The sequence below is a fragment of the Nonomuraea purpurea genome (genome assembly GCF_042650645.1).
GTDB classification, from domain to species: Bacteria; Actinomycetota; Actinomycetes; order Streptosporangiales; family Streptosporangiaceae; genus Nonomuraea; species Nonomuraea purpurea.
On the sequence record NZ_JBHSBI010000015.1, the window covers coordinates 1 to 21,884 of the forward strand.

The following is a 21,884-nucleotide window of genomic DNA, read 5'->3' on the forward strand; positions in this document are numbered from 1 at the left end:
CCCAAAGCCGTCTGGATCAACGAACCCGCCAAGGAGGAAACCAACTCCGATACAGAACAAGTCGCCTAAAACGTCTCAAACAGTTTGACAGTTACCGACCGTCCGACCCGGCCCGGCAGAGTCGCCGGCCGACGAGTTCCGTCAGAGCCTGGATCTGATCACATCCGAATTCGCGGCGCAGGGCGCTGATCGTGCCGATATCGCCAAACTGACGGTCTACTTCCGAGACCCCCGGTCTTGGCCTGCGATCGAGGCGGAGGCCCAGGCGTGGTTCGGCGACCACCAACCGATCGTCAACGGCGTGGTGGTTTCGAACCTGCAGCGACCCGAGGCCCACATAGAGGTGAGCGGGTGGGCGCGCGTGGCCGAGACCGTCTCACCGCAGGGCTCTGGGGTGTCGCTCAGCGACGAGCTTCTGATGCTCACGGGGACCGCGGCGATGCCGGTCTTCGTCGGCGGAACGGCCGCCGAAGCCTATGCCCAGATCCCTGCCGCGACCATCGCGCAGCAGGCCCACGACGCCATGGAAAACCAGCGAAAGCTGCTCGAATCGGCGAGAGCCACCTTCGACGACGTCTTCCGGAGCAACTGGTACTTGACCGACATCCGGGACTGGGCCGTCATCGAGCCGATCGTGGCCGGGTACTTCGGGCGCGAACTGCCGGTGCCGCAGGTTGTCGAGGTCGCGCGGCTGACGGCGAAGCCCGGCATACGCTTCGAGCCCGACTTGTGGGCCGCACGCTCAGCGGCCTGACCAGGAAGAGAGCCGGCCTGAACGGTCCCGTCGCAGAATCGACGGGACCGTTCGTCTTGCCCTGGCGACCGGACGTTCCGATAGGGCAGGGCCTCTCTGAGGGACGCCTAAGCGCAGAACACTCGATCAACGGCGGGCAACGGGGCATTGGCCAAATCTGATAACCAATTCGATAGAATCAAGTCGCACTCCTCGGAGCGAATCCTGGCACCAACGTGCCGTTCTACGGAACGGAAGAGGGACAATCGGCCTCGCAGGCGCAACACTCGTCTGCATGTGAAGAGACGTGCGTCACATCAAAGTGGCCAAATCCATTGACGACTGTAGGCCGTGCCGCATCACGATTGCCCAAGTGGCAAAGCCGCTTAAGGCAGGCGGAGGAATGGTTCCGATGTCGCGAATGTCCGCACCCGCTGCGGCATCGACGTGAACACCGCGCTGATCGTTGTGATGGCTCACTCCTCCCAGATGCCCGCATTGCGCCAACGGGCGGCGCAGGTGCGCGACTGACACTCGTCGGTCGCGCACCCCGTCTCTTGGGGTCCCCTATCGTCCAAGGAGACAAGCATGAGATTGCGCTCACCAATCGGTGGCCTGCTCGCCGTGCTCGCCCTCACCGGCCTGACAGCGTGCTCGTCGGATGACACCTCCAGCGGGGGCCGCAGCGAGGTCCGTCTCGCGTTCGAGGGCCTTCCCGAGTCTTGGGCGCCGCACAGCGGTTCGGTGGAGGCGTGGATGCGTGCCCCGTACGAGGCGTTGCTTCGCCTGCCCACCGACCCGGCGTCGACCGACTTCCAGCCCGAGCTGGCGACCAAGTGGACCGTCGAGGACAAGTCGATCACGCTCACCCTCCGCGAAGGGGTTAAGTTCCACGACGGCAGCGCCTTCGACGCCGAGGCCGTCAAGCTCAACCTCCAGGACACCATCGAGAACGGCGGCCCGCTCAGCGGCAACCTGGCATCGGTCAAGGACATCGAGGTCGTCAATGACCACACTGCAAAGATCAACCTGAAGAACTCCGACCCGGGACTGCTTCGCGTGCTCGGCACCTCGGCTGCCTACATGGGCAGCCCGACGGCGATGAAGGGCGGCTCGATCAACAAAGCGCCCGTCGGCACCGGGCCATGGGCCTACGACGCCGACAACAGCGTCGAGGGCGGTGAGCAGGTCTTCGCCGCGTTCTCCGGCTACTGGGGCGGCAAAGCCGACGGTCGGCCCGAGTCCCTGCGCATCCAGGGCATCGACGATCCGCAAGCACGGACGAACGCCCTCCTGGCCGGCGAGGTCGACGCCGCCGACATCGACCCCGGCCTGGTACAGCAGGCCAAGAACGCCGGTCTCGCCTCGGCCAGGCTCTGCCGACGCCGCTCGGCGGTGAACGACCGCATCACCGACAGTGCCCGCGCCACCGACTGGACGAAATGCGGCCCGTACTCGCCACGCCCCTTCGCCACCGGCTCAGCCAACACCCGCCGCCTCCCCTTGCCACCCCTGTGCGTATAGCGCACAGCTTAGCTGGCTCCGGCGCGCTCCTCGTCCCCGGAACCTCTGGTTCGTGCGCACACCGCGCCACGATGAGAAAGGCAGCACCGTGACCGCCTCCCCTCGCCTGCGCACCGGCATCGCGACCGTATGCCTGTCAGGAATGCTGGACGACAAGCTCGACGCGGCCGCGGCGGCCGGATTCGACGGAGTCGAAATCTTTGAGAACGACCTGATTGTCTCGAACCTGTCTCCTGAGGAGATCAGGCGCAGGTGCGCTGACCTGGGCCTGACCATCGACCTGTACCAGCCCTTCCGCGACTATGAAGCACTCCCCGGCGCCCTGCACCGGGATGCTCTGCGCCGCGCCTGTCACAAGCTGGAACTGATGCGGCGCCTCGGCGCCGACACCCTGCTCGTGTGCTCGACCCTGTCCCCGCACGCGATCGACGATGACGACCTGGCAGCAGAACACCTGCACACCCTGGCCGAGCGCGCCGCCGGGCACGGCATGCGCATCGCCTACGAGGCCCTGGCCTGGGGCCGTCACGTCAACACCTGGGAGCACGCCTGGGACATCGTCCAGCGGGCCGACCACCCCGCCCTCGGCCTGTGCCTGGACAGCTTCCACGTGTTGTCCAAAAATCCCGCCCCGACCGGGATCGCCGACATTGCGGCGGGCAAGCTGTTCTTCCTGCAACTGGCCGACGCGCCCGTCCTCGACATGGACGTGCTGCAGTGGAGCAGGCACCACCGCCTCTTCCCCGGCCAGGGAGCCTTCGACCTGCCCGGCTTCGTGAAGCAGGTGCTGGCCGCCGGCTACACCGGACCCCTGTCGCTGGAGGTGTTCAACGACGTCTTCCGGCAAAGCGATCCGCGACCGGCCGCTGCCGACGCGATGCGGTCCCTGCTCGCCCTGCGCGAGTCCCTGACCGTCCAGCCTGATCACATGGCGTCCGCGGTACCTCCGGCGTCCCCTCCGCTGAGGGGATTCTCCTTCGCCGAAGTGACCGTCGACGACGAGTCGGGGCCACAACTCACCGCCGCGCTTACCGCACTGGGCTTCACCCACATCGGTCAGCACTGCACCAAACCCGTGCAACTCTGGCAGCAGGACTCCAGCAACGTGCTGCTGAACTGGGCTCCCAGTCACCCCTCGACCTCGAACAACGCGAAAATCGCCGCCGTGGCGGTGGAGAGCGACGTCCCCCAAGACTCCGCTCACCGCGCCCAGGCCCTGCTCGCCCCACGCCTGCACCGCCGCCGCGACCACGCTGAAGCCGATCTGAACGCCGTCGCCGCTCCTGACGGCACCCACATCTTCTTCTGCGGAAGCGGACCAGGAACCGACTGGCGCACCGACTTCACACCCACCGGGCAAGCCGCGGACCGGACACTCCTCCGCCACATCGACCACATCGCACTGGCACAGCCCTTCGACCGCTTCACCGAATCAACCCTGTTCTACAGCGCACTCCTCGGCCTCGATCCCCTCGACGAGATCGAATACGCGGCACCGTTCGGACTGGTCCACAGCCGTACGGTCGCCGACTCCTCGGGCCGCGTCCGCATTGCCCTGCACGGCGCGGTGCTGCGCCGCGGCGACTGGGCCCCCACGGTACGAGACCCCGAACACATCGCCTTCAGCACCGACGCGCTGTTCTCCGTCGCCCGGGCACTGCGCGATCGCGGGGCCCCTGTTCTGGCCATCACCGACAACTACTACGACGACCTCGACGCCCGCTTCGCGCTCGCGCCCGACCTGCTGTCCCAGATGCGCGACCTCAACGTGCTCTACGACCGCGACGAGCACGGCGAACTGTTCCACCTCTACACCGAGATCCTCGGATCACAGATGTTCTTCGAGGTGCTGCAACGGGTCAACGGCTACAACGGCTACGGGGCCGCCAACGCTCCCGTTCGCATGGCCGCCCACCGCCAAGCGCGCGAACAGCAAGCAGGAAGTGACCGGCTGAGATGACCTGCCGGACCTGGCGAGGCCGCTCTGGCGACGGCTCCGACGATCAGACGAATGAACCTGCGGTGGAGCCGAAGCGCCCCCGGGTCCACCCGGACTGCGGAGTGTCCGAGGTGGGCACCTGGCTCAACCCCATCGGCTGATCCGCTTCGAGATCGACAGCGCCCTCCAGCAGATGGCCCCAGCTGGATCTAGCGTCAAGCTATGGGTCGCATGTGCTCTTGCGCCCATTCCTCGAAGCTGGTGAACGAGATGCCGAGGTCCCCCGCATACTGAGGGGCGGGCCGGCTGACCCAGAGTTGACAAGCAAGCAGGGGGCTTGTCTTGGGGGCCGCAGCGGCGCGATGGCACATCGTCGCTGGCTGGCGTCGATTGTTCAGCCCGGCCAGGACCAGCACGAGAACGAACAAGGCGTCGAATACCCCCACGGCCCGCAGGGGGGACGGGTCCACCCGCGCGGCCTCCTTCCCCGGGCCGGACGCTGGCCGTAGGACATCGTGGTCACCGGTTACGCCACGGCCGGTGTCATGACCTTGGGGCCGTAGGGTTCCCCGATTGCGGCTTTCGGCAGGTTGGCGAAGTATCCGTTGGCGGCGGCCGTGGTGAACACCTCCCAGTTGAGTACCGAGGTGATGATGGCTGGCCTTCTCCAGGCGTACTGGGGTCCGGGCCTACGCGGGCCACGAGGAACTCGCCGTAACGTTCCACCTCGAACTTGCCACTTTGGACGTCTTACCCCAGGAGACGGTGAGGCCAGCACTGCCCGGTCGGCCCAGTCCGGTTGTTGCCGGGCGATCTGACGACGCAGGACGGCTACCTCATGCCGCAGCACCAAGATCTCCATCTCCTTGGAGGTGTCGCCCCGCGTGAGAAGCGTCAACCAGCCGAACAACCGGGCCATCAGCAGATACAGCAGGCGTAGAAACACGAGTGCCGAGGATAGAAGGCCAGGCCGGGTGCCATGGACGAGTTTTGGCACCGCACAAGATCGGGGAATATGTGGGCCGAGCGTCGAGACCACCTCGGTGATCACAAGGAAGTCTGCGACTTCAGTGCCCGCGACGTCCTTTCGGAGCCAGGTCAGCGATCAACTCAGCAAGTACGAGCTCCTCCTCGACCCGCACACCCCGTCGCTCCATCACCGCGGACAGCTCCGGATCCCAGGGGGTCGGGCGCACCTGCCCGGAAAGCGGAGCCGAGGAGGGCACGGCTCGATAGGAGGCGGCGTCGAAGCGCCACGGCAGGAATCCCACCCGTTCGTGGACCGCGGCGGCGATGGCGATCCCGCCCCCGTCGAAGTCCCCGTGGTAGGCGAACGTCGCGCCGCCGGCCGCGAGCAGGTCCAGCAGCCGCCAGACGGCTGCCGACGGCCGGCCGCCGCCGCATACCAGGGGTGGGCAGGAGGCTCCGAGTTCGTCGGCCGCTGCCGCGACCACGACCGGGTTCTCGCAGATCCTGACCAGGTTCGCGCGCAGTGGTGCTTCGTGCCGGAGGAGCTGACGCAGGGTCAGCACGCATGGCTCGCCCGCTGTCCTGGCGGCGCTGAGCATGCGTCCGGTGGGGGAGTGGTCGTCACCCGGTAGCCCCAGGCAGAGCACGAAGGAGGATAGGTCGTCAAGGTGCACACCTACCGCGGCCCAGGCCGAGCGGCGGGCGTCCGCGCCGCCTTCGCCCGCGTACGGCAGGCCGGACAGGGCGCGGGCCGCGGACAGGGCGAGGGTCGCCAGCGGGCGTCCTTCGTCCAGAGCGTGTGCGTCTGCGCAGGTTTCGGCGGCGAGCCGGCCGAGACGCGTGCCCGGTGACGGCAGCCGCTCCAGCACGGTGCTCAGCCGGTCGAGCAGGGTACGTGCTTCTCCGGCCGTGGCGGCGAGCCTTCTGACCAGGCCGGTGGATTCCAGCCACGATCGCCACCCGGACAGTTCGGGCCGGTCGATGACGAGGGCGTCGAGCCTGGCGAATGCTCGTTCCCAGGCTGTCGCCTGCGCGACCTTCTCCCCGGCCAGGTCCCGCACCGGGCCGCGCAGGCGGATGACGGCCTCGTGCAGACCGTCCGCGGTGATGCCGCCCACTCGCAGGGTCCGGTCCACCTCGTCCAAGGAGACCGACAGAGAGGAACCGGCTCCCGCACGGCGGCCGAGCAGCACCTCGGCCGCGCGGCGCTGCGCTGGGGTCGCCGTCGTGAGTGTCACCGTTCCGGTCAGCGGTTTGCCCTGTTCCAGACGGCGGCGTGCCCGGTCGACCAGCCAGGCGGTCTCGTCGCCGCCCAGCAGCCGCACCAGCCTCTCGCTCGCACCGCCGCCTGCCGTGGAGCCGGAGCCGCCCGTGCCGCCGCCTGCCACGGAGTCGTTTGTGTCCCCGCCGCTCATCCGGTCGCGCCGCCCTCGTCCATGCCGAACAGGTCCTCCTGCTGCCGTACGGTGGGTGCGGGGGAGGGCACGGCGACAGCAGGGCGTTCTGCCCGCCGCCGCTCGCGCCCGTCCCATCGCCAGGGCGTCACCAGCACGGCGTCGATGCCATCACGGCGCGAGAGCTGGCAGATCGCCAGGCCGGGCACCTGCGGGTAACAACCCCACTCACGCTCGCTGGTCATCACCACGTCCATGTCGAACGTGGCCAGCAGGCCCAGGCACTTGGCCCGGGAGTCGTCGTCCACTCCGGCGAACGCCTCGTCCAGTGCGACCAGGCGCGGCGCGTACGGGTTGCCCGCGGACTTGTAGTGGGCCGAGGCGGCGGCGAACAGCGGCATCGACGCCGCCAGCACCCGTTCTCCGCCGGAGGCGGGACCGGTCGCGGCCCGCCACTGGCCGTCCTGAAGCCGCTGGATCGCGAACTCGTGCCAGGCACGATAGTCCAGCGCTCTGGTCAGGGCCTCGGTCCAGCCCGCGGCCGGATTGTCGGTGTGCTCGCGGGCGATCCGCTCCTGCAGGAACGCTCCGACGGCGGACCGGTCGGCGGAGGACCAGGCGTCCACTGTCTGGCGGAGCTTGCCTCTGATCCGGTCGAGCCCGTCGGGGGCGTTCCTGGCCGTCTTCCAGATCAGGCGCAGCCGCATGCCGGTGGAGGTGGGACGGGATTCCAGCTCGGCGTTCATCTCCTGAACCTCCGACTCGGCTGCGGCGATCAGCTCGTGCAGCGTGCCGGCGACCTCGTTGAGAAGGTGGTTCTCCAGGATTTCGCGTTCCTTGGCTGACAGGAGCTGTGCGCGTTGCCCGGTCTCCTCGGCCAGCGCCGCGGCCAGCTCGGGCATGTCCCTGGCGCGCCCCTGGAAGATCACGTCGACGATCATGACGCCGTCGTGCAGGGCCAGCCCTACGGAGTGCCCGTGCCTGGCCATGGCGTCCGACAGCAGCTTGTGCTCCTCGGCGACCTTCTTCTGCACCCGGTCCCACGGGCCGTCGCCGTCGTCCACGGCGTTGAGCTCGGCGTTGACCGTCCTGGCCAGGAGCACGGCGGGTGTCGCCGCCCACTTGCCGTCCGTGTCGGGAACGTCCAGGCCGGCCAGCGCGACGTGCAGCAGGCCAGTGGCGGCGAACGCCTGGAACTCCTGCACGGCGGCGTCGCGTGCCGTGACCGCCTCCTCGATCTGTTTGCGCAGGTTGTCGCGTTCGCCCTCGGCCTTGCCGCGTTCCTGCAGGGCCTGCTGCTCGCGCAGGCGAGTGGCGCGTTCGGCGATGGCACGCTCGCGCAGTTCGTGCTCCACCTGGTCGAGCCGGCGGAACAGCTCCTCGACGGCGGCGCCCGCGGTCTCGACCAGCGTGCGGTACGCCTCGGCTGCGGCGCCCGCCTCCTCACCTGCCTTCGCGGCCAGTTCGGCGGCGCCGTCGAGCTGCTCCTTCGTCCTTCCGAGCTCCCCTGAGGCGTCCGCGGCGCTCTCCTGCGCGTCACGCCATACTTGTATGGCGGGCCACAACTGGGCCAGGGCCAGCCGATAGCGGGTGAGCGCACCCTTGACCTCATCGAGCGCCGCGGGATCCGCGGGCAGGCCGACGTCCGCGGCGAACTCCTCAGCCTGGATGCCCGCATCCCGGAGCTCGTCCTGCCGCTCGCGCAGCGCCATGCCCGCCGCGGCGTGCGCGGCGTTGACCTCCTCACGCCGTTCGTAGGCGGTGGCGCGCTTGACGTGCGCCTCCCGCAGCTCGGAGTCCGGGGGCAGGCCGCGGTGTTCCGCGGCGAGCCTGTCCCGGCGGGCGGCGAGCGACTCAAGTCGGCCGCGCAGCTCTTCGATCCGCCGATTGGCCTGGTCCAGCTCCCCGCGGAGAGTCGCCAGCCGGGTCCGCCGCGCCGCCTCTCTGGCGCCCTCGCCGATGTAGTGCGCCTCACTCTTGCGCCAGGAGCCGGTGAGCACGCCGTTCGCCCACCTGCCGTCGACCGCCACCCACGCCTGGCCGTCGTTGCCTGGTCCGAGCCCGATGCCGGACAACACGGCCTCCACGGCGCTGTCGGCCAGTGTCGTGGCCTGCCGATCGGCCCGGTCAACAGCCGGACGCAGGACGGCGACGCAGGATGGGCCGGACAGCGGCCCGCCGGCGACGACGACGGTGTCATCAGCGGCCAGCAACCTCCCGCCCGGCGTCACCCAGGCGTCCAGGATGCCGGCGGCCTCCAGTGCGGCTTCCAGCCCGGCCCGATGGTCGGCGGGCACCGCGTCGGCGAAGTCCACCACCTTCCACAGGGGTGCGCCTGGACGGTCGAGGCGGGTGGCGGGGCCGCGCGTGTGAGGTGGGGGCGGCGCCTCGTGGCCACCGGCCTCCAAACGGGAGATCTCTTCGGACAGGTCTGCGGCGGCCCGCGTCGCCTCCTGGATCTCGGAGTCCAGCTCTGCCCCCAACCGGCCGAGCGCGTCAGTGGCCGTTCTGGTCGCGTCGCCCACGGCGTTCGCGGCCGGGTTGGGGCCGTCGGTAGAGGCAGCCCAGGACTGCAGTGCCGCGATCACCTCATCGGGATCGTCCAGCCGCAGCTCGACGAGACCGGCCAGGTAGAGGGTGTACTCCTGGACGAGCCCGGTGACGGCCCCGCTCACCGCCTCTTCCGCGTCGGCGACGCGCTGAGCCACGGCCTGTGTCTCCGCGGTCAGCCGCTCCACCTCGGCGCGCGCGGCTCTCATTCGCTCCTGGGCGCGGCGCACGCGGTCGATGAGCCGCTCCAACTCGCCGATCATCTGCTCCTGACGATCCGCCAGCGCCTCGGCCTCACGCCGGATCCGCGCCAGCTCCGGCTGGTCGGCCGTAAGGAGATGATCCGGCTCCGTGCGGGCGGTCCCGGGCTCGCACCGCGCCTCACGGGCGGCCGACACGGTCAGATCCTGCACCCGGTCGAGGTCGCGCCCTGTCGCGTCGGCCTTGTCCCGGGCCGTACGGGCTCGCTGCTCGCGCCGCTGCGCCTCGCCTGCGAGGCGGTCGCGTTCCTGCTCACAGCGGCGAGCGTGATCGGCCAGCCGCTTGGCCTCCTGGCCGTACTGCTTGAGCCGCTCCGCGTCACGCATCTCGGGGCTTTCCCGAAGCGCGTCCCGGCGTGCCTCCAGCAGGGTTCGCTGTTCCTCCAGTTCTTCCAGCACCTGCTGGGCCGCCGCCAGCTCCGTCTCTGCCGCGGCGTGGCGGCCCTCGGCCTCGCCGAGGTCCCGGCCCAGATGCTCATAACGGCTGTGTGCCAGTCGTGGCACGGCAGCCTTGCGCTTGGCCGCGATGGCGGCGTAGCGACGGTAGTGGATCAGGAAGCCTGTCGCCGCCTCGCGCGCTTCCTCCAGCCCCCGCAGGGCGTCGCGCTCCTCGTCGAGGCCGCGGAACGCTTCGGCGACCGTGGTGATCAGAGCGGGACTGAGCGGCGGCAGCGCCTCGGTCAGGGCGCGGGACAGCAGTTTCTCGTCCGGTTTCTTCGACAACTGCGGCTGGCGCAACTGGATGAGCAAGTTCACCAGGGCCTCGTAGCGGTGCTCGCCGAGCCCGAAAAGAGCCTCGTCCACGGCCCTGCGGTAGTCAGCGGCCCGGTCGTACACCATCCCGCGGCCCTCGACGGCCTCGCGTAGCTTCTCCCTGGTGAGTACCACGCCGGTGGAGGAGAGCAGATGAAGTTCCGCGCCGATGCGCTGTGGAGTGAGGAAGAACCAGTGCCGGACGATGCCGCGGTCCCTGACCGCCTTCAGCCCGCACCCGATCGTACGGAACTCCTCCGAACCGTCCACCGTACGTCGGCCGAACTCCAGCCACGCGTAACCCAGCCGCTCGGGGTGCGGGTGTTTGCCGCCCAGCAGCAGGTTCCACTCCATGCGCTTCTGCCGGTCGCCGTCCGGTTCGACCCGATGCGGGGCCAGCTCCCCGTCAAGCAGGAACGGCAGCGTCAGGGCCAGCACCTTGGACTTGCCGGTGCCGTTGTTGCCGCGCAGCAGCAGGCGGCCGTCGTGGAAGTGGAACTCCTCTACGTCGTAATAGAACAGGTCGACGAGCCCGGCACGCAGCGGCTTCCAGCGTTCGGAGGTCGGGGAGGTCAGCATCACTGTCCTTTGATCACGGGTTCGGCCAGTGCGTAGCGGGCGATGGCGGGCAGCCCCACGGCAGCGCCCTCGGCGACGTGCACGAGCCGCAACGCCGTCAGCTTGTCCAAGGCCGTGGCGAGCAGGCCGGTCTCGGCGCCCGGCTCGGTCACGCCCTTGCGCCAGAAGGAGATGTGCTCGCGGGCCGCCTGCCGGACGAAGGCCTTCAGCTCTTCGACCGTCAGCTCGCCGTGGACGGCCAGCTGCTCGGCCACCAGCAGCGTCACGTGGCCGTCGGTGTACTGCTCCGGCATGCGGACATCGGTCAACTGGTCTTCGGGATCGACCATCGCGATGCCCTCGGCTCGAACTTCGGCCACCAGCTCGGTGGCCTCTTCCAACCGGCGGACAATGGCATGTCGCTGGGAGGTCAGGTAGGCGCGCTCGGCTTCGTCGAGGTCGGCGAAATAGATCACCGGATCCTCCAGGAGCTTGCGGGTCAGCCTGCGGCGCAGGGCCTGGTTGCGCAGGTCGTCGGTGTCGGCGACCGGCTCGGCAGTCAGCTCGGCGAGCCGCTCCTCGAACGAGGGCGCGGTGATCGTGGACGGGCCCCTCGCGCCGGTGAGCAGCGTGGCCAGTACTGGCCTGCGTACGTCGTACAGCACGTCACCGGTCTCCGACAGGTAAGCCTCCTCATCGCCGGCGACCCTGCGCAGCACACCCCAGTCGAGCAACATGCGCACGATGGCGACCAGATCGGCTCGCTCGGCGCGGGTATCGAGAGTGAAGGTGAAGTCCAGCTCCGGCTCTGCCGCGGCCGACAGCACCTCCTCTGCAAGCCGGCCGAGCGTGGTCTGCGCGTCCGCCCGTTCGAGCGTGGCCAGAGCCAGGCAGAACAGTACGTAGCGGCGCCGACCGTACGGCTCTCCCGCCTTTCCCCGCGCCGGGTGAGTCGCGTCTTGTGTATCGGGGGCGGTCTTGAACAGCCGCGCCGTCCCCGAGTCCACCATGAGCCGCCAGCCGGTCTCGCGTGCGAGCCAGTCGCGCAACTCGGTCACATGCCGGCGCACCAGCAGCAGTGCCTCGGGATCACGCTCGGCGGTGAGTAGCGGTCTGGCCAGGAGCGCGCGCAGCGCGGCACGCCGCTGAATCCGCTCCTCGTCCCCGATCATGCTCCGACCGTCAGGTCAGTGATATCAATCACGTGCTCGGGCCCGGTGAGCACGCCGTCCTCCGTATGGATCTCCACCTCGCCGCCGTCGGGAACGAGCATCAGGCGTATCTCCATCGATCCGTCGGCACTCACCGTCTTTACCTCCGTCTCGCCTGGCCGGCGGGCCGCGAGCGCGTCGCCCAGCAGCCCCAGGAACAATCGGAACACCCGTGGATCGAGACTATTCAGCTCTGACAGCAGGACTGGCCCGTCGGTCCGCAGTGCGGCCCGAGCCGCGGCCGTCTCACTCGCCTCCCGCTCGGCCTGCTCCACCAGCAGTCGGCGGGCCTGGGAACGGTCGGTCACCTTGTTCGGCTTACCGCGCCGCTCATAGGAGCCGGTACGGCGTAGCTGCGGCGAGATCCTGATCGGCGGCGCCTCTCGCCAGGGGACTCCTCCCTCGACCTCGCGCCATTCCTCCAGCGTCGCGGCCGTCACCGTCAGATGCCGGGCCGGGGTCAGCCCGAACGCCGCCCGCCACAGCCGATGCGCAGCCGCCTCATCGGGAGCCTCGGCGAACCAGCGCGCCAGCGCCCGGAAGTCAGCGCTGCGGTCGGAACGCCCAGATCGCCGCTCGTTGAGCAGCCCGACCGTGTCGATGAGCTGCTTGATCGCCGTGATCGCCGCCTGGCGAAGCAGTCGCGCCTGCGACGGCCGATCGGCGCCCGTGGAGATGAACCAGTCCCGGAGGCCGCGCCAGCGATTGGACCAGGAAGCGAACGCCGCTTCCTCGGCTTTGACGTACGCCTCCGCCGCCTCTTCCTCGTCGGGCACCGCGTCGGCGGCCTCACGGCGCGCGGCCAGCCGGAGTAGCCGATCATGGTCGAATTTCTCCAGCTCACCCAGGAGCGTGGCGATCCGCGCGCCGGAGTTGGCAAGGTCGGCGATGAAACGGTTGATGTAGTCGATCAGCCGTTCCTTGTAGGCAATGAACCCCGCCACGTCACCGTCGGAGAAGTCGATCGCGCGCCGCAACGAGGCCATGAACGCCTGCGCGTTGTCGGCCAGCGACGAGAACCGATCGGACAGGGACAGCAGCAGCAGGTGCGCGCGCGCAAGGTCGGGATCCGCATCGCGAGCAAGAACGGCCAGCGACTGCAACTGCTCGGCGATGTCTCCCAACGCAACAGACTGCAGTGCCCCGCGTTTCCCGATGGCATCCTCGTAGAACGAGATCGCCTGCTCGGCGGCCTGCCCGGCATGCGTGAGCTGGAACAGGTACCGCTTACGGTGGAAGTCCTCCACGCTCGTGACCCTGCCGGTGTCGGCGTCAGCCCGCAGGTTGCCCCATTCCCGCAGCTTGTCCAGTGCCTGCGCGAGCGCGTCGTCATTGTCCCGCCGCAGCTCCGCTGCCACGTCCTCGGGCCGGAGATGCACGATGAATCGTTCCTTCGCTCGCGCGAACGCTCGGAGGATCCCCCGGTAGAAGGCCGCGTTGGGCGCGCTCAGGTGAGCGAAGGGCTGATGCTCCTGAGACGGGAAAGCCATACCGACAGTTTCCCTGCCCAAAGGGAGTGCCGTGTTCAATGTCGGTGGGGAGTTTCGGGGAATGAGCAGAGTCTTCCCGCACGGCCACATCGCCCCTCCTCGTGATCCTCCCGGCCACCCGACAGGTTCTTCCCCGACCCCAGCGTGTGCCGGGCAGGCGATGACTACTACCTGGTGTGCTCCAGCTTCGAATACTTCCCCGGCGTATCGATCTTCCACAGTCGTGACCTGGTGCACTGGGAGCAACTCGGCAAGCGGCGTCTATGCGCCCATCATCCGCCACCACGGCGGCCGGTTCTACGTGATCACCACGCTGGTCGGCGCCGGTTGCACCTGTGGCGGATCGAGGACATCACCCGCACCCCATCGTCGCTGACCCTGACCATGCCCTCCGACGCCGTGGCCGGAAAGCCGCTCACCGTCACCGGCAAGTTCACGCTGAGCGACGGCACCGAGCCCGGCGTCCAGCAGCTCATTGTGACCCGCCGCCGGCTCGGCGGCGGTGCCACCCAGACCCTCCCGGCCGTGACGACGGCGGCGAACGGCACGTTCACCATCACCGACGCCCCGCCCGAGACAGGGGACACCGCCTACATCGCCACCTGGGAAGGCAATACGAACTACAACGGCAGCACCGGCATGGTCACCTTCCCGGTGGAGAACGACTCGTCCCCGCAGGCGTCTCGCTGACGATCGAACGCCTAAAGGGTGTTGCGGAAGTCGGGGGTGGGCAGGTCAGAGTCGGATTTGTGGCCACGCTGCGCGGCTCCCCCAACCTCGTCTTCGCGAACTCGCGCGCCGCTGTCGAGGACTACACCGACCTGCTCAACCGCCGCTGCGAGGACGTCCGCCCCATTCGGCCCGGGGCACACCAGTCTGGCCTCGTAGAGTTTCGGGTGGTCGGTGTACTGCAGACCGCCGTCCGCCCGGATCAGTGACGCCGCCCCCGGAACCGCTCTAGAAAACGCCGAGCCTTCTGCTGGTTGCGGGGGTCACGGGCCATCCGTTTCGCCTTTTCCATGTTTGCTCTGCCTTTGGGGCTGCGCAGATATGCGCGTACCCGGTCTATGAGTGTGGCCATGCGCATCCCCTACCCGGCACGCTCTATACAAAAGCCGGAAGCGGTCATCAATCCGTGATGGGGTGTGCGCTCTGCCTTTATACCCAGGTCATGGGCGGAGCTCGGAGTATGGCGCTGCGGCGGTGGGCAGGACCGCCGCCGTGCTCGGTACGTGCTCGCACGCCCCGGCACGCCCGGGCGTGATCCGGCGCTGCCGGACGTGGGAATCGCTGTCGGACGGTGCGAACCATCATCAAACAACACTGTCCGGCACTTAAGGATCTTGCTTCTAATCCGATGTGTCGCAGGTTCGAATCCTGCAGGGCGCGCTTTGATCATGGTCTGACCTGCGATGACGCGGGATCGGATGCGTTCTGGAATTTTCGTCCAGCGTTTGCAGTGCTCCCTGCGTGCTCGCGCGCACCAACCCCGCACACACCATGATCCATTCGGCATCTCCAGCTGTTGCGAGAAGAGCAGCGGCCACGCCTCGCCGCGAGCAGGCGGCGATTGCGGGGCCGGATGTTTAATCCGACTGTCAGCTTCTCAGCGAGATGAGTTTCCCGGGCTGGGGGTTGCTGAAGGTCAAAACCGCAGATCAAGCACCTGCGATGGGTCATGAAGCGGTACGGGGCATCACAACCAAACTGGCATGCAGGCGTCGATCCGGTCCACCCGCCTTCCGCCCCGGCGCCGCTTCTCCGCCTGGCTGCCTGCGCAGCGGCACTCTGTGTCGGGCCGCGTCCCGCCGCGACCTCAACTGCGCGTGCGGTTCAGCATGACCAGCCCGGCGATGAATGACCCGAGCAGGACCGGTGAAAGGACCGCGAGGGCGCCCCACACAACGAGGCCGAGATAGCCGAGCGCGGACGAATTGTGCGTCGGGTCGGCGTCAGCTGCCGCGAACAGCCCCAGGCCGAGGACGACACCGGCTACCGTGAGGGCGATCGGCGTCCACAGGAGCACGCGGGCCCACACACGGTACGTCCGACTGTAGACACGCCGGGCCGCCGGCACGTTCCGCCGCGGGGGATACCCGACGGATTCGCTCATGCCCCATTTGTACCAGCCGTTTAGGTCCCGCGCCGCCAGGGCTGGCCGTGGCGGTGCGGGGATCGTTAGTGGGTCGTCATGGGGTGCAGATAGACGTTCGGCGTGCATCCGTACTCGCCCGGTTCCCCCAAGATGTGGTCGAAGTCGGTGAATCGGAAGGACACGGTGCCGTCGGGCCGCATCGCGACGACGCAGTCGCGCGAAAACACCACGCCGACCGCGACGAGCTCAGCGCCCTCGCCGAGCCTGCACCACGTCGACAGAGGTGTATCTGCTCCGGTGGATGACCCCAAGCTGGTCAGGTGCGGGCCCAGACGTAACTACTTGCCGCTGGCCATCCGTTCTGAGCTTCTAAACGGCTTCTGCAGTTGCTCGCGGGTGGTGGTCAGACAAGCGGCACTGCTGCTGCACCGAGCCAGATCCGATCATGGCAAACGATGGCCGTGTGGGTTCCCCTTGTCCAACGATTTTGGGCCTTTAGGTCGGCAAGCGCAGTGCTCCAGGCCGGTCGGTGAGGGCACCGTCTCCTTCCTGCGGATCCGTTCGCCGCCGCGGTATCTTCCGGCGACCTGGTGCTACGGTTGGCTCGCAAATGCTCACATAAGGGGACGTATGTTCGGCATTGTCCGCCCGTGTCGGCACGTCATGTGCAAGGGGCTCTACGCGGACTGGATGGGTCACCTGTGCGGGCTCTGCCTGGCGCTCCGCGACGAGCACGGACACCTGTCGCGCCTGGTGACCAACTACGACGGCCTGCTCGTGTCCGTCCTCGCCGAGGCCCAGTCGCCCACGTCCGCGGCGCGCCGGCGGGCGGGCCCGTGTGCGCTCCGCGGTTTCAAGGGTGCCGACGTAGTGGAGTCCGAGGGGGTACGGCTGGCGGCCTCGGTGTCGCTGCTCCTGGCGGCCGGAAAGGTGAGCGACCACGTGGCGGACGGGGACGGCGTGTACGCCCGCGGCCCGGTGGCCGCCGGCGCCACCCGCCTGGCGGGCCGCTGGTCCTCGGCCGGTACGGCCATGGCCGGCACGCTGGGGTTCGACCCCAGCCCGCTGACGGCGGCGGCCGACCGCCAGGCCCTTCTGGAACGCGCCCCCGCCCAGGCGCCCTCGGGAAGCAGCGCGGCGCCCGGGTTACGAGAGTTGACGGGGCCCACCGAGGACGCCGTCGCCGCCGCGTTCGCGCACACCGCAGTGCTCGCGGGGAAGCCGCACAACCGGGAGGCTCTGGAGGCGGCCGGTCGCGGATTCGGGAAGCTGGCACACCTGATCGACGCGGTGGAGGACCTGGCCGACGACCGGACGTCTGGGGCGTACAACCCGCTGGCCGCCACCGGCACCGGCCTGGACGAGGCGCGCCGCCACTGCGACGCCGCGCACGCCGAGCTGCGCGCCGCCGTGGACGAGCTGGACATGCCCCGACCTGGCCTGACGCGCGCCCTGCTGGTGCGGGAGACCGGCAGCGCCGTCTCCCGAGCCTTCGCCACCGCCGGAACCCACGGCACCGGCCACCCGCCCGGACACGCGCCCGGCGATCCCGGCGCGCCGCCGGGAGGACGGCCGCCGAAGCAGGATCCCGGCGGGCTGCTGTCGCTGGCGTGCGCCGCACTGACGTGCTGTACGTGCGGCCTGTACCGGCCTGCCTGGGACGAGGACCGCGAGGGCTCCTTCTGCGAGCGCTTCGACTGCTCCGGCTACGACTGCTGCGGCAACTGCTGCTCCTGCTGCTCGGGCGAGGACGGCTGTTGCTGTGACGGCTGCGGCTGCGACTGACCGCCGCAGCCGTCACGTCAGCAGGGTCTGGGCGATAAGTCCGGTGGCCGATGTCGAAGCGCCCGGTCGGGATCGCGACCCCCGGAGCGTGCCGTCAGACCCCAGCGCCGGCGGTCAGCCGTGCTCGGTGCGTGCTCGTACGCCCTGGGCCTGGCCCTGCCGGACATGAAAAGCGCGCAAAGGCGGCACAAATCGTCATCAGACGGCACCGTGCGGCACTAAAAGATCTTGCTTCTAATCCGACGGTCGCAGGTTCGAATCCTGCAGGGCGCGCTTATCTTGACCAGGTGATCCGCAAGTTGACCTGGTCCTTGTGTTCGAGTTCGTTCGGTGGGGCGAAGCTGGGACAACGAGGGATGATCTTTTGGCGTGGGTTTCCCAGCGATTGAGGAGTGCTCCTGCCTGCGCTGTCGGAGCGTCGGACGCACGGGTTCAGGGCGTTGGGTGTGTAATCCGAGCATCCTCGTCAGACTCGACGGTCCGATCGTCTTGGCTGCACTTTCCAACGGCGGAATCGGGTAAGCGGAGTCAGAGGCCACGCCGCGCAGCGGGTTCACCGGGCGATGACTGGATACCTAGCCGTCGGGGATGAGCCGGTCAGCGACGTCGTTCCAGTCGGAGGCGTCGGCGAACGCGGCGTGCACAAGGACCACCGTGGGTGTGGGCTTGGCTTTCGGCGCTTCCTGCCGGGACCGTACCTGCGTCTGTGCTCGGGTCTAGGAAGTTCCCAGCAGGGCGTCGGTCGCGACCGCAGCGGATCCGGCCAGTACCGCTCTACGAGTCGTCGTCATGATATGGACCTTTCCACGTGCGGTGTTCGCACCTCGATCGCAGGTCAATGTAGAACCGGGTAATTGACGCTTACTGAACGCCTGACTAAGTCGTCATCAAGTAGGACCGCGTAGCCTGCCGGGCATGAGATCAGTAAAAAGCGAAAGCGTCCGAAAATGGGGTCTCCGGATTCACCTGGTCTTTTATGTTCTGGCCAACCTGGCTCAGGTCGTGGTGTGGCAGATCTACGACCGGGACCATTTCTTCTGGCCCATGTGGTCCACAGCTCCTTCTTCTGGATCCACAAATCGGGGTACTAGCAATTGCCGCGATCACAAGGCAAATAGACGATGATGATCTATGCCATCTTGATGAGACAATAGATCGGCTGGCCAGGGTCAAGGTTGGCCTGATGGGCGCTAAAGCGCGCGCTTCGGAAGATACTATTGTTGTCCATGGATTGGTCGAGTATATCGACCGCCTCCTCAAGATTGGGAGAATAGTGGCGCAGGCCAAAATTGAATAACGTGCGCCGGAGCGCCAGCACGTCGAGCAGTCGCCACACCTGTGCCGCGGGTGCGGGTCCGGGTGTGTCTACGGCGCTGAACGACAGCACGGTGAGTGCGTCGGCTCCTTCGTCGTGGCCGTGTTCGATGACCAGGCCGACGGCCACGTCCCCGAGGAGGAGGTCTTTGACGTCCTGCCATTGCGAGACGCCCTTGGCCGCCGTGGGTGGAGGGGAGGCGCCGCGGTGACCTGCAGGCGCAGCAGCCCGGATACGGACCTGGACGCGGGTGCGATGACGCCCTGCACCTGGATGGGGTCGCGCAGCGCCCGCTCCTTGCCTGGCCGTCGGATGAAGGCGGGGAAGCCGACCGCTCAGCACGGCTCCAATTGGACGGAGGTGACGCGGTGCACCAGCCCGATCGCGGCGGGCTCCGCTACGACGCGAGCGTTCTCGATCTCCAGTACTGCCAGGTCGATTCCGGCCTCTCGCCCGTCGAAGGCGATGGAGGCCGGGTACTCGGTGCGGCCGTCGATCCTGACCGACAGCTTGGAGTCGCCGAGATTGTGCGCCGGCGGTGACCACGCGGTCATGGTGCAGCAGGAATCCGGAGCCCGCACGCCAGCGGGCCTGCGGCCCCCGCCCTTGGCTGGGGATGGTCTCCACCGCCAGGTCGGGCGTGATCTCTGGGCCTGGTGTCACGGCCGCTACCTCCTGGTTCGCGACGCGCGCGGCGGCGTCCGCCAGCTCGGCCCTGATGTGGTCGAGCACTTCGGCGAGGGGAATGCGGTCGCTCAAGAGTCCTCCTGCGGCGATGACCGCGTTCAGAGACTGCGGGCAGGTCATCCGCTACATCGAAGGGTTGTCACGACCACCGGCGCCTGCACTCGGCGCTCGGCTACCGGCCACCCCTGGAAGTACTCAACGAGTCCCTTACAACCCAAACAGCCGCATAGGCTACGCCCATAAGATGGCTGTCCGGAATCACCATGGCCCCTCAGAGAGCTCCGAAGTGCCGCGTCGTTCCGCGGATTGTCCGTCACCAACCGTCGGCGATGAGGTGCTTGGGCGGGGCCGTGATCTTGACGGGGGTTCCCCATCCTCGATAGATGATGTTCATCGTCATGGTTTGGGCCTTGCCGCCCTCCGACCGGGTGAACTTCATGATGGCGTGGAAGCGTCTCGGCAGGTTGTCCGGGCCCGCCCAGAGTTTCCAGGTGATCTGTCCGCCGGAGTGCCCAGGGCCGCCGTCCTCGGTCCCGAAGGAGATCCCGGCCTGCTGTTCACCCAGGTCGAGAACCGTCACCGTGCCGCTGTGGAGGGTCGTCTTCACTCCCTCGAAGGTTCCGCCGTCGGAGCTGGTCGCACCGTGAGAGGCGACCAGCTCGAGAAAGCCCGGGTTGATCCCGTTGACCAGATCCTTGCCCCAGACGACCCCGGCGAAGTTCCGCCCGTACGCCCATTCCCCTAGCGTCGGTGGCGACTTCCAGGTGTACTTGCCTTCGTCGGAACGCACATAGCTCTGTGAGTAGAACTCTCGGCCTATGGTGATCTCTCGGGATCGGCCCGTTGCCGCCTTCTCGTAGGAGATCTCCGTGAGGTCGGCGGCGTACATGCCTGAAGCCTTGAAGCGGTACGCGCCGGAGATCTTGAGATCCTCCGAGGGCGGAGGGCCGCCGCGTCGCCTGACGGAGAAGCGCACGCTGCTCTTCTTCGCGAACTGCTTCTTGATCGCGTCGACGACGGAGCCGAGAGACTCCGATGCGGGAGCCGCGTGCACGGCGCCGCCGGGAATCGTCACGCTCAACAGGCCGGCCACGACCAGCGCGACGCTCATGCGCTTCATGCGCCGATCATCGCAGATGATGATCTCCATCTCATCACGGCAAGGTGCTGGCCCGACGCCGTCATCCGGCAAGAAGCGGCGCGGGAGCACGCCGGCGATGAGGGGTGGTCTGCTCGAGCGTCACCCAGCAGGACGGCGTACGAGGGCCGGCCTGATGGGAGCCGGCAGGGACAAGGCGGCCAGAGCGACATCGTTCAGAATCGCACGATGACGGTGTCGAGGTTCATGGCGGATTTCCGGAAGGGGAGCATCAAGTCGGTCATGCCGAGAGATGACGGTTGAAGAGGCGCTGAAGGCGGCGAAGGACACCACGCTGCGTAAGCTGCTCACCGACAAGCGATTCAAGAAGTAAGAGAGGTCCGCATGGAGGGGCCCACAGCGGAGGAGCGATTCCGGAAGGACAGCCGTGATCTGGCGGCCGGTGAGCTCGCTCTCATCGGTCTGGCCGCGGGCGACCTTACGGAGTCCGAGGGCGGCGAGGTGGTCATCCGGCTCGATCCGCGGCAGGTCTCGCACGCCCTGTTCGCTGCGGGCCTTTGGGGCCGCGCCCAGGGAGGTGGTGTTTGAGAAGGCCGCCCGTAACTCGTGAGCAGTGACCACCCGATCACGACGAGCATGTGAGGGTGCCGATGGAAAGTCGGATCGAGCGCAACGAAATACTCGGAGGGGCGATCAACGAGTACCGCCGAGCCGTATAATTTGCTCGGAGAAACCCCAGCTAAAACCACACGAGCAGGTTTTGACGCCCTACAGGACCCTGCTGGTTAACTCGTGCGGTGTCGGCTGGTGCGTGATCTGATGGCTTCTGTTCTTGATCCGCCTCGACGACTTCCTCACCTGCCGCATCCCCGGAACCGAGGTTCACCTCGGCGTGTCCCGGAAGCTGTTCGCCGCCTGCGAGCGCCTCCACGAGGAAGACCTGGCCATCGCCCAGCGCACCCCGGAGCTGCGCGCCGAGGATCAGCCGGCCGATGTCCAGGAACTCAGCGATGACGCTCAGGAAGAACAGCGACTCACCCAGCGGCGGATCTTCCGCGAGCAGCAGGAGGAAGCCCGCCCCCTGCTCCGCGACGCCTACGAGCGGGGAGTGACAAGCGACTGGAGTAATCTGCTGCGCCGTCCCCAGGAGCCAGAACTCGACCTGGAAGGCGACGAGGGGCTCCTCGAAGCGGCGACGCCGGAGACCTACCTGGCCGTCAGCCGCTACGGCCTGCCCCCAGAACGCGCCTAGCTATTAGGGCTCGCATTCGATCAGGGGTGGCCTCAGGCCAAGCGTCCGGAGTACGGGGAAACTCCGGGGTGAGGTGGTCGGCGCTGCCGCGATGAGTCCCGACCGGGCACACCAGGGGTTGTTGATGTGCGTGGCGAGTGCTACGGCGGGGAGGCCCGCAGGCTGCGCGTCCGATCACCCAGCCGAGGCTAGCGCTCGGCGAGTGGCTTCGACGGCGAACCGGGCCGGGTCGGACCCGAGGTCTGGCTTCAGCCGGCCGCGTCGCGCGAA

Annotated in this window: 18 protein-coding genes and 1 pseudogene; 9 read left to right on the plus strand and 10 right to left on the minus strand. The window is 68.0% G+C overall.

Annotation, left to right across the window (positions count from 1 at the left end):
* Positions 1 to 130 precede the first annotated feature (130 nt).
* The 4 genes and pseudogenes from ACFOY2_RS28045 to ACFOY2_RS28060 form a co-directional block, all read left to right on the plus strand.
* Positions 131 to 349: pseudogene (locus tag ACFOY2_RS28045) on the plus strand (RidA family protein); the annotation flags it as partial.
* Between the two features lie 12 nt (positions 350 to 361).
* Positions 362 to 754 (plus strand): RidA family protein, encoded by a 393-nt coding sequence (locus ACFOY2_RS28050; protein ID WP_379531069.1) that lies wholly within the window; start codon positions 362 to 364, stop codon positions 752 to 754.
* 567 nt (positions 755 to 1,321) lie between these two features.
* Positions 1,322 to 2,257, plus strand: coding sequence for an ABC transporter substrate-binding protein (locus tag ACFOY2_RS28055; protein WP_379531070.1), 936 nt, complete (start codon positions 1,322 to 1,324; stop codon positions 2,255 to 2,257).
* Positions 2,258 to 2,309: 52 nt separating this feature from the next.
* A complete protein-coding gene (locus ACFOY2_RS28060; protein ID WP_379531071.1) occupies positions 2,310 to 4,217 on the plus strand; it encodes a bifunctional sugar phosphate isomerase/epimerase/4-hydroxyphenylpyruvate dioxygenase family protein in 1,908 nt (635 codons plus the stop codon).
* Between the two features lie 505 nt (positions 4,218 to 4,722).
* On the opposite strand, the gene ACFOY2_RS28065 is transcribed toward ACFOY2_RS28060, so the two are convergent.
* The 5 genes from ACFOY2_RS28065 to ACFOY2_RS28085 form a co-directional block, all read right to left on the minus strand.
* A complete protein-coding gene (locus ACFOY2_RS28065; protein ID WP_379531072.1) occupies positions 4,723 to 5,142 on the minus strand; it encodes a hypothetical protein in 420 nt (139 codons plus the stop codon).
* 121 nt (positions 5,143 to 5,263) lie between these two features.
* Entirely contained in the window at positions 5,264 to 6,580 is a 1,317-nt protein-coding gene (locus tag ACFOY2_RS28070; RefSeq protein ID WP_379531073.1) for a TIGR02679 family protein, read from the minus strand.
* On the minus strand, positions 6,577 to 10,701 hold the full coding sequence (locus tag ACFOY2_RS28075; RefSeq protein ID WP_379531074.1) for a TIGR02680 family protein: 4,125 nt from the start codon (positions 10,699 to 10,701) through the stop codon (positions 6,577 to 6,579). Before ACFOY2_RS28075 ends, ACFOY2_RS28070 begins: the two co-directional genes overlap by 4 nt.
* The gene (locus tag ACFOY2_RS28080) at positions 10,701 to 11,852 is read right to left on the minus strand and encodes a TIGR02678 family protein (protein WP_379531075.1); all 1,152 of its coding nucleotides are present in this window, start codon (positions 11,850 to 11,852) and stop codon (positions 10,701 to 10,703) included. The genes ACFOY2_RS28075 and ACFOY2_RS28080 overlap by 1 nt, the downstream gene beginning before the upstream one ends.
* Entirely contained in the window at positions 11,849 to 13,381 is a 1,533-nt protein-coding gene (locus ACFOY2_RS28085) for a TIGR02677 family protein (RefSeq protein ID WP_379531076.1), read from the minus strand. The genes ACFOY2_RS28080 and ACFOY2_RS28085 overlap by 4 nt, the downstream gene beginning before the upstream one ends.
* Before the next feature lie 327 nt (positions 13,382 to 13,708).
* Between ACFOY2_RS28085 and ACFOY2_RS28090 the strand changes: the two genes are divergently transcribed.
* Together ACFOY2_RS28090 and ACFOY2_RS28095 are read left to right on the plus strand one after the other, a co-directional pair.
* Positions 13,709 to 14,071, plus strand: a complete 363-nt coding sequence (locus ACFOY2_RS28090) for a hypothetical protein (protein ID WP_379531324.1) — start codon at positions 13,709 to 13,711, stop codon at positions 14,069 to 14,071.
* A gap of 59 nt (positions 14,072 to 14,130) precedes the next feature.
* The gene (locus ACFOY2_RS28095; RefSeq protein ID WP_379531077.1) at positions 14,131 to 14,319 is read left to right on the plus strand and encodes a hypothetical protein; all 189 of its coding nucleotides are present in this window, start codon (positions 14,131 to 14,133) and stop codon (positions 14,317 to 14,319) included.
* Positions 14,320 to 15,197: 878 nt separating this feature from the next.
* On the opposite strand, the gene ACFOY2_RS28100 is transcribed toward ACFOY2_RS28095, so the two are convergent.
* A complete protein-coding gene (locus tag ACFOY2_RS28100; RefSeq protein ID WP_379531078.1) occupies positions 15,198 to 15,494 on the minus strand; it encodes a hypothetical protein in 297 nt (98 codons plus the stop codon).
* Positions 15,495 to 15,559: 65 nt separating this feature from the next.
* On the minus strand, positions 15,560 to 15,703 hold the full coding sequence (locus ACFOY2_RS28105; RefSeq protein ID WP_379531079.1) for a hypothetical protein: 144 nt from the start codon (positions 15,701 to 15,703) through the stop codon (positions 15,560 to 15,562).
* Positions 15,704 to 16,106: 403 nt separating this feature from the next.
* On the opposite strand from ACFOY2_RS28105, the gene ACFOY2_RS28110 reads away from it, so the two are divergent.
* Positions 16,107 to 17,261, plus strand: a complete 1,155-nt coding sequence (locus tag ACFOY2_RS28110; protein ID WP_379531080.1) for a DUF5685 family protein — start codon at positions 16,107 to 16,109, stop codon at positions 17,259 to 17,261.
* A 1,129-nt stretch (positions 17,262 to 18,390) separates the two neighbouring features.
* Here the strand turns inward: ACFOY2_RS28110 and ACFOY2_RS28115 are convergent.
* From ACFOY2_RS28115 to ACFOY2_RS28125, 3 genes are all read right to left on the minus strand, one after another.
* Positions 18,391 to 18,705 (minus strand): hypothetical protein, encoded by a 315-nt coding sequence (locus ACFOY2_RS28115; RefSeq protein ID WP_379531081.1) that lies wholly within the window; start codon positions 18,703 to 18,705, stop codon positions 18,391 to 18,393.
* Positions 18,706 to 18,911: 206 nt separating this feature from the next.
* On the minus strand, positions 18,912 to 19,130 hold the full coding sequence (locus ACFOY2_RS28120; protein WP_379531082.1) for a hypothetical protein: 219 nt from the start codon (positions 19,128 to 19,130) through the stop codon (positions 18,912 to 18,914).
* A 446-nt stretch (positions 19,131 to 19,576) separates the two neighbouring features.
* Positions 19,577 to 20,383 carry a hypothetical protein gene (locus ACFOY2_RS28125; RefSeq protein WP_379531083.1) on the minus strand — a complete coding sequence of 269 codons (807 nt, stop codon included), beginning with the start codon at positions 20,381 to 20,383 and terminating at the stop codon, positions 19,577 to 19,579.
* Between the two features lie 363 nt (positions 20,384 to 20,746).
* Between ACFOY2_RS28125 and ACFOY2_RS28130 the strand changes: the two genes are divergently transcribed.
* Complete coding sequence (locus tag ACFOY2_RS28130; RefSeq protein WP_379531084.1) at positions 20,747 to 20,950, plus strand: hypothetical protein; 204 nt, start codon at positions 20,747 to 20,749, stop codon at positions 20,948 to 20,950.
* A gap of 244 nt (positions 20,951 to 21,194) precedes the next feature.
* Entirely contained in the window at positions 21,195 to 21,614 is a 420-nt protein-coding gene (locus ACFOY2_RS28135) for a hypothetical protein (protein ID WP_379531085.1), read from the plus strand.
* Positions 21,615 to 21,884: the final 270 nt, after the last annotated feature.

Bases quoted from the DNA above. Each gene is read 5' to 3' on its own strand.
- ACFOY2_RS28130 (WP_379531084.1), top strand. From the start codon at position 20,747: ATGGAGGGGCCCACAGCGGAGGAGCGATTCCGGAAGGACAGCCGTGAT.
- ACFOY2_RS28080 (WP_379531075.1), bottom strand. From the start codon at position 11,852: ATGATCGGGGACGAGGAGCGGATTCAGCGGCGTGCCGCGCTGCGCGCG.
- ACFOY2_RS28125 (WP_379531083.1), bottom strand. From the start codon at position 20,383: ATGAAGCGCATGAGCGTCGCGCTGGTCGTGGCCGGCCTGTTGAGCGTG.
- ACFOY2_RS28075 (WP_379531074.1), bottom strand. From the start codon at position 10,701: ATGCTGACCTCCCCGACCTCCGAACGCTGGAAGCCGCTGCGTGCCGGG.
- ACFOY2_RS28100 (WP_379531078.1), bottom strand. From the start codon at position 15,494: ATGAGCGAATCCGTCGGGTATCCCCCGCGGCGGAACGTGCCGGCGGCC.
- ACFOY2_RS28070 (WP_379531073.1), bottom strand. From the start codon at position 6,580: ATGAGCGGCGGGGACACAAACGACTCCGTGGCAGGCGGCGGCACGGGC.
- ACFOY2_RS28055 (WP_379531070.1), top strand. From the start codon at position 1,322: ATGAGATTGCGCTCACCAATCGGTGGCCTGCTCGCCGTGCTCGCCCTC.
- ACFOY2_RS28110 (WP_379531080.1), top strand. From the start codon at position 16,107: ATGTTCGGCATTGTCCGCCCGTGTCGGCACGTCATGTGCAAGGGGCTC.
- ACFOY2_RS28085 (WP_379531076.1), bottom strand. From the start codon at position 13,381: ATGGCTTTCCCGTCTCAGGAGCATCAGCCCTTCGCTCACCTGAGCGCG.
- ACFOY2_RS28120 (WP_379531082.1), bottom strand. From the start codon at position 19,130: ATGACCGCGTGGTCACCGCCGGCGCACAATCTCGGCGACTCCAAGCTG.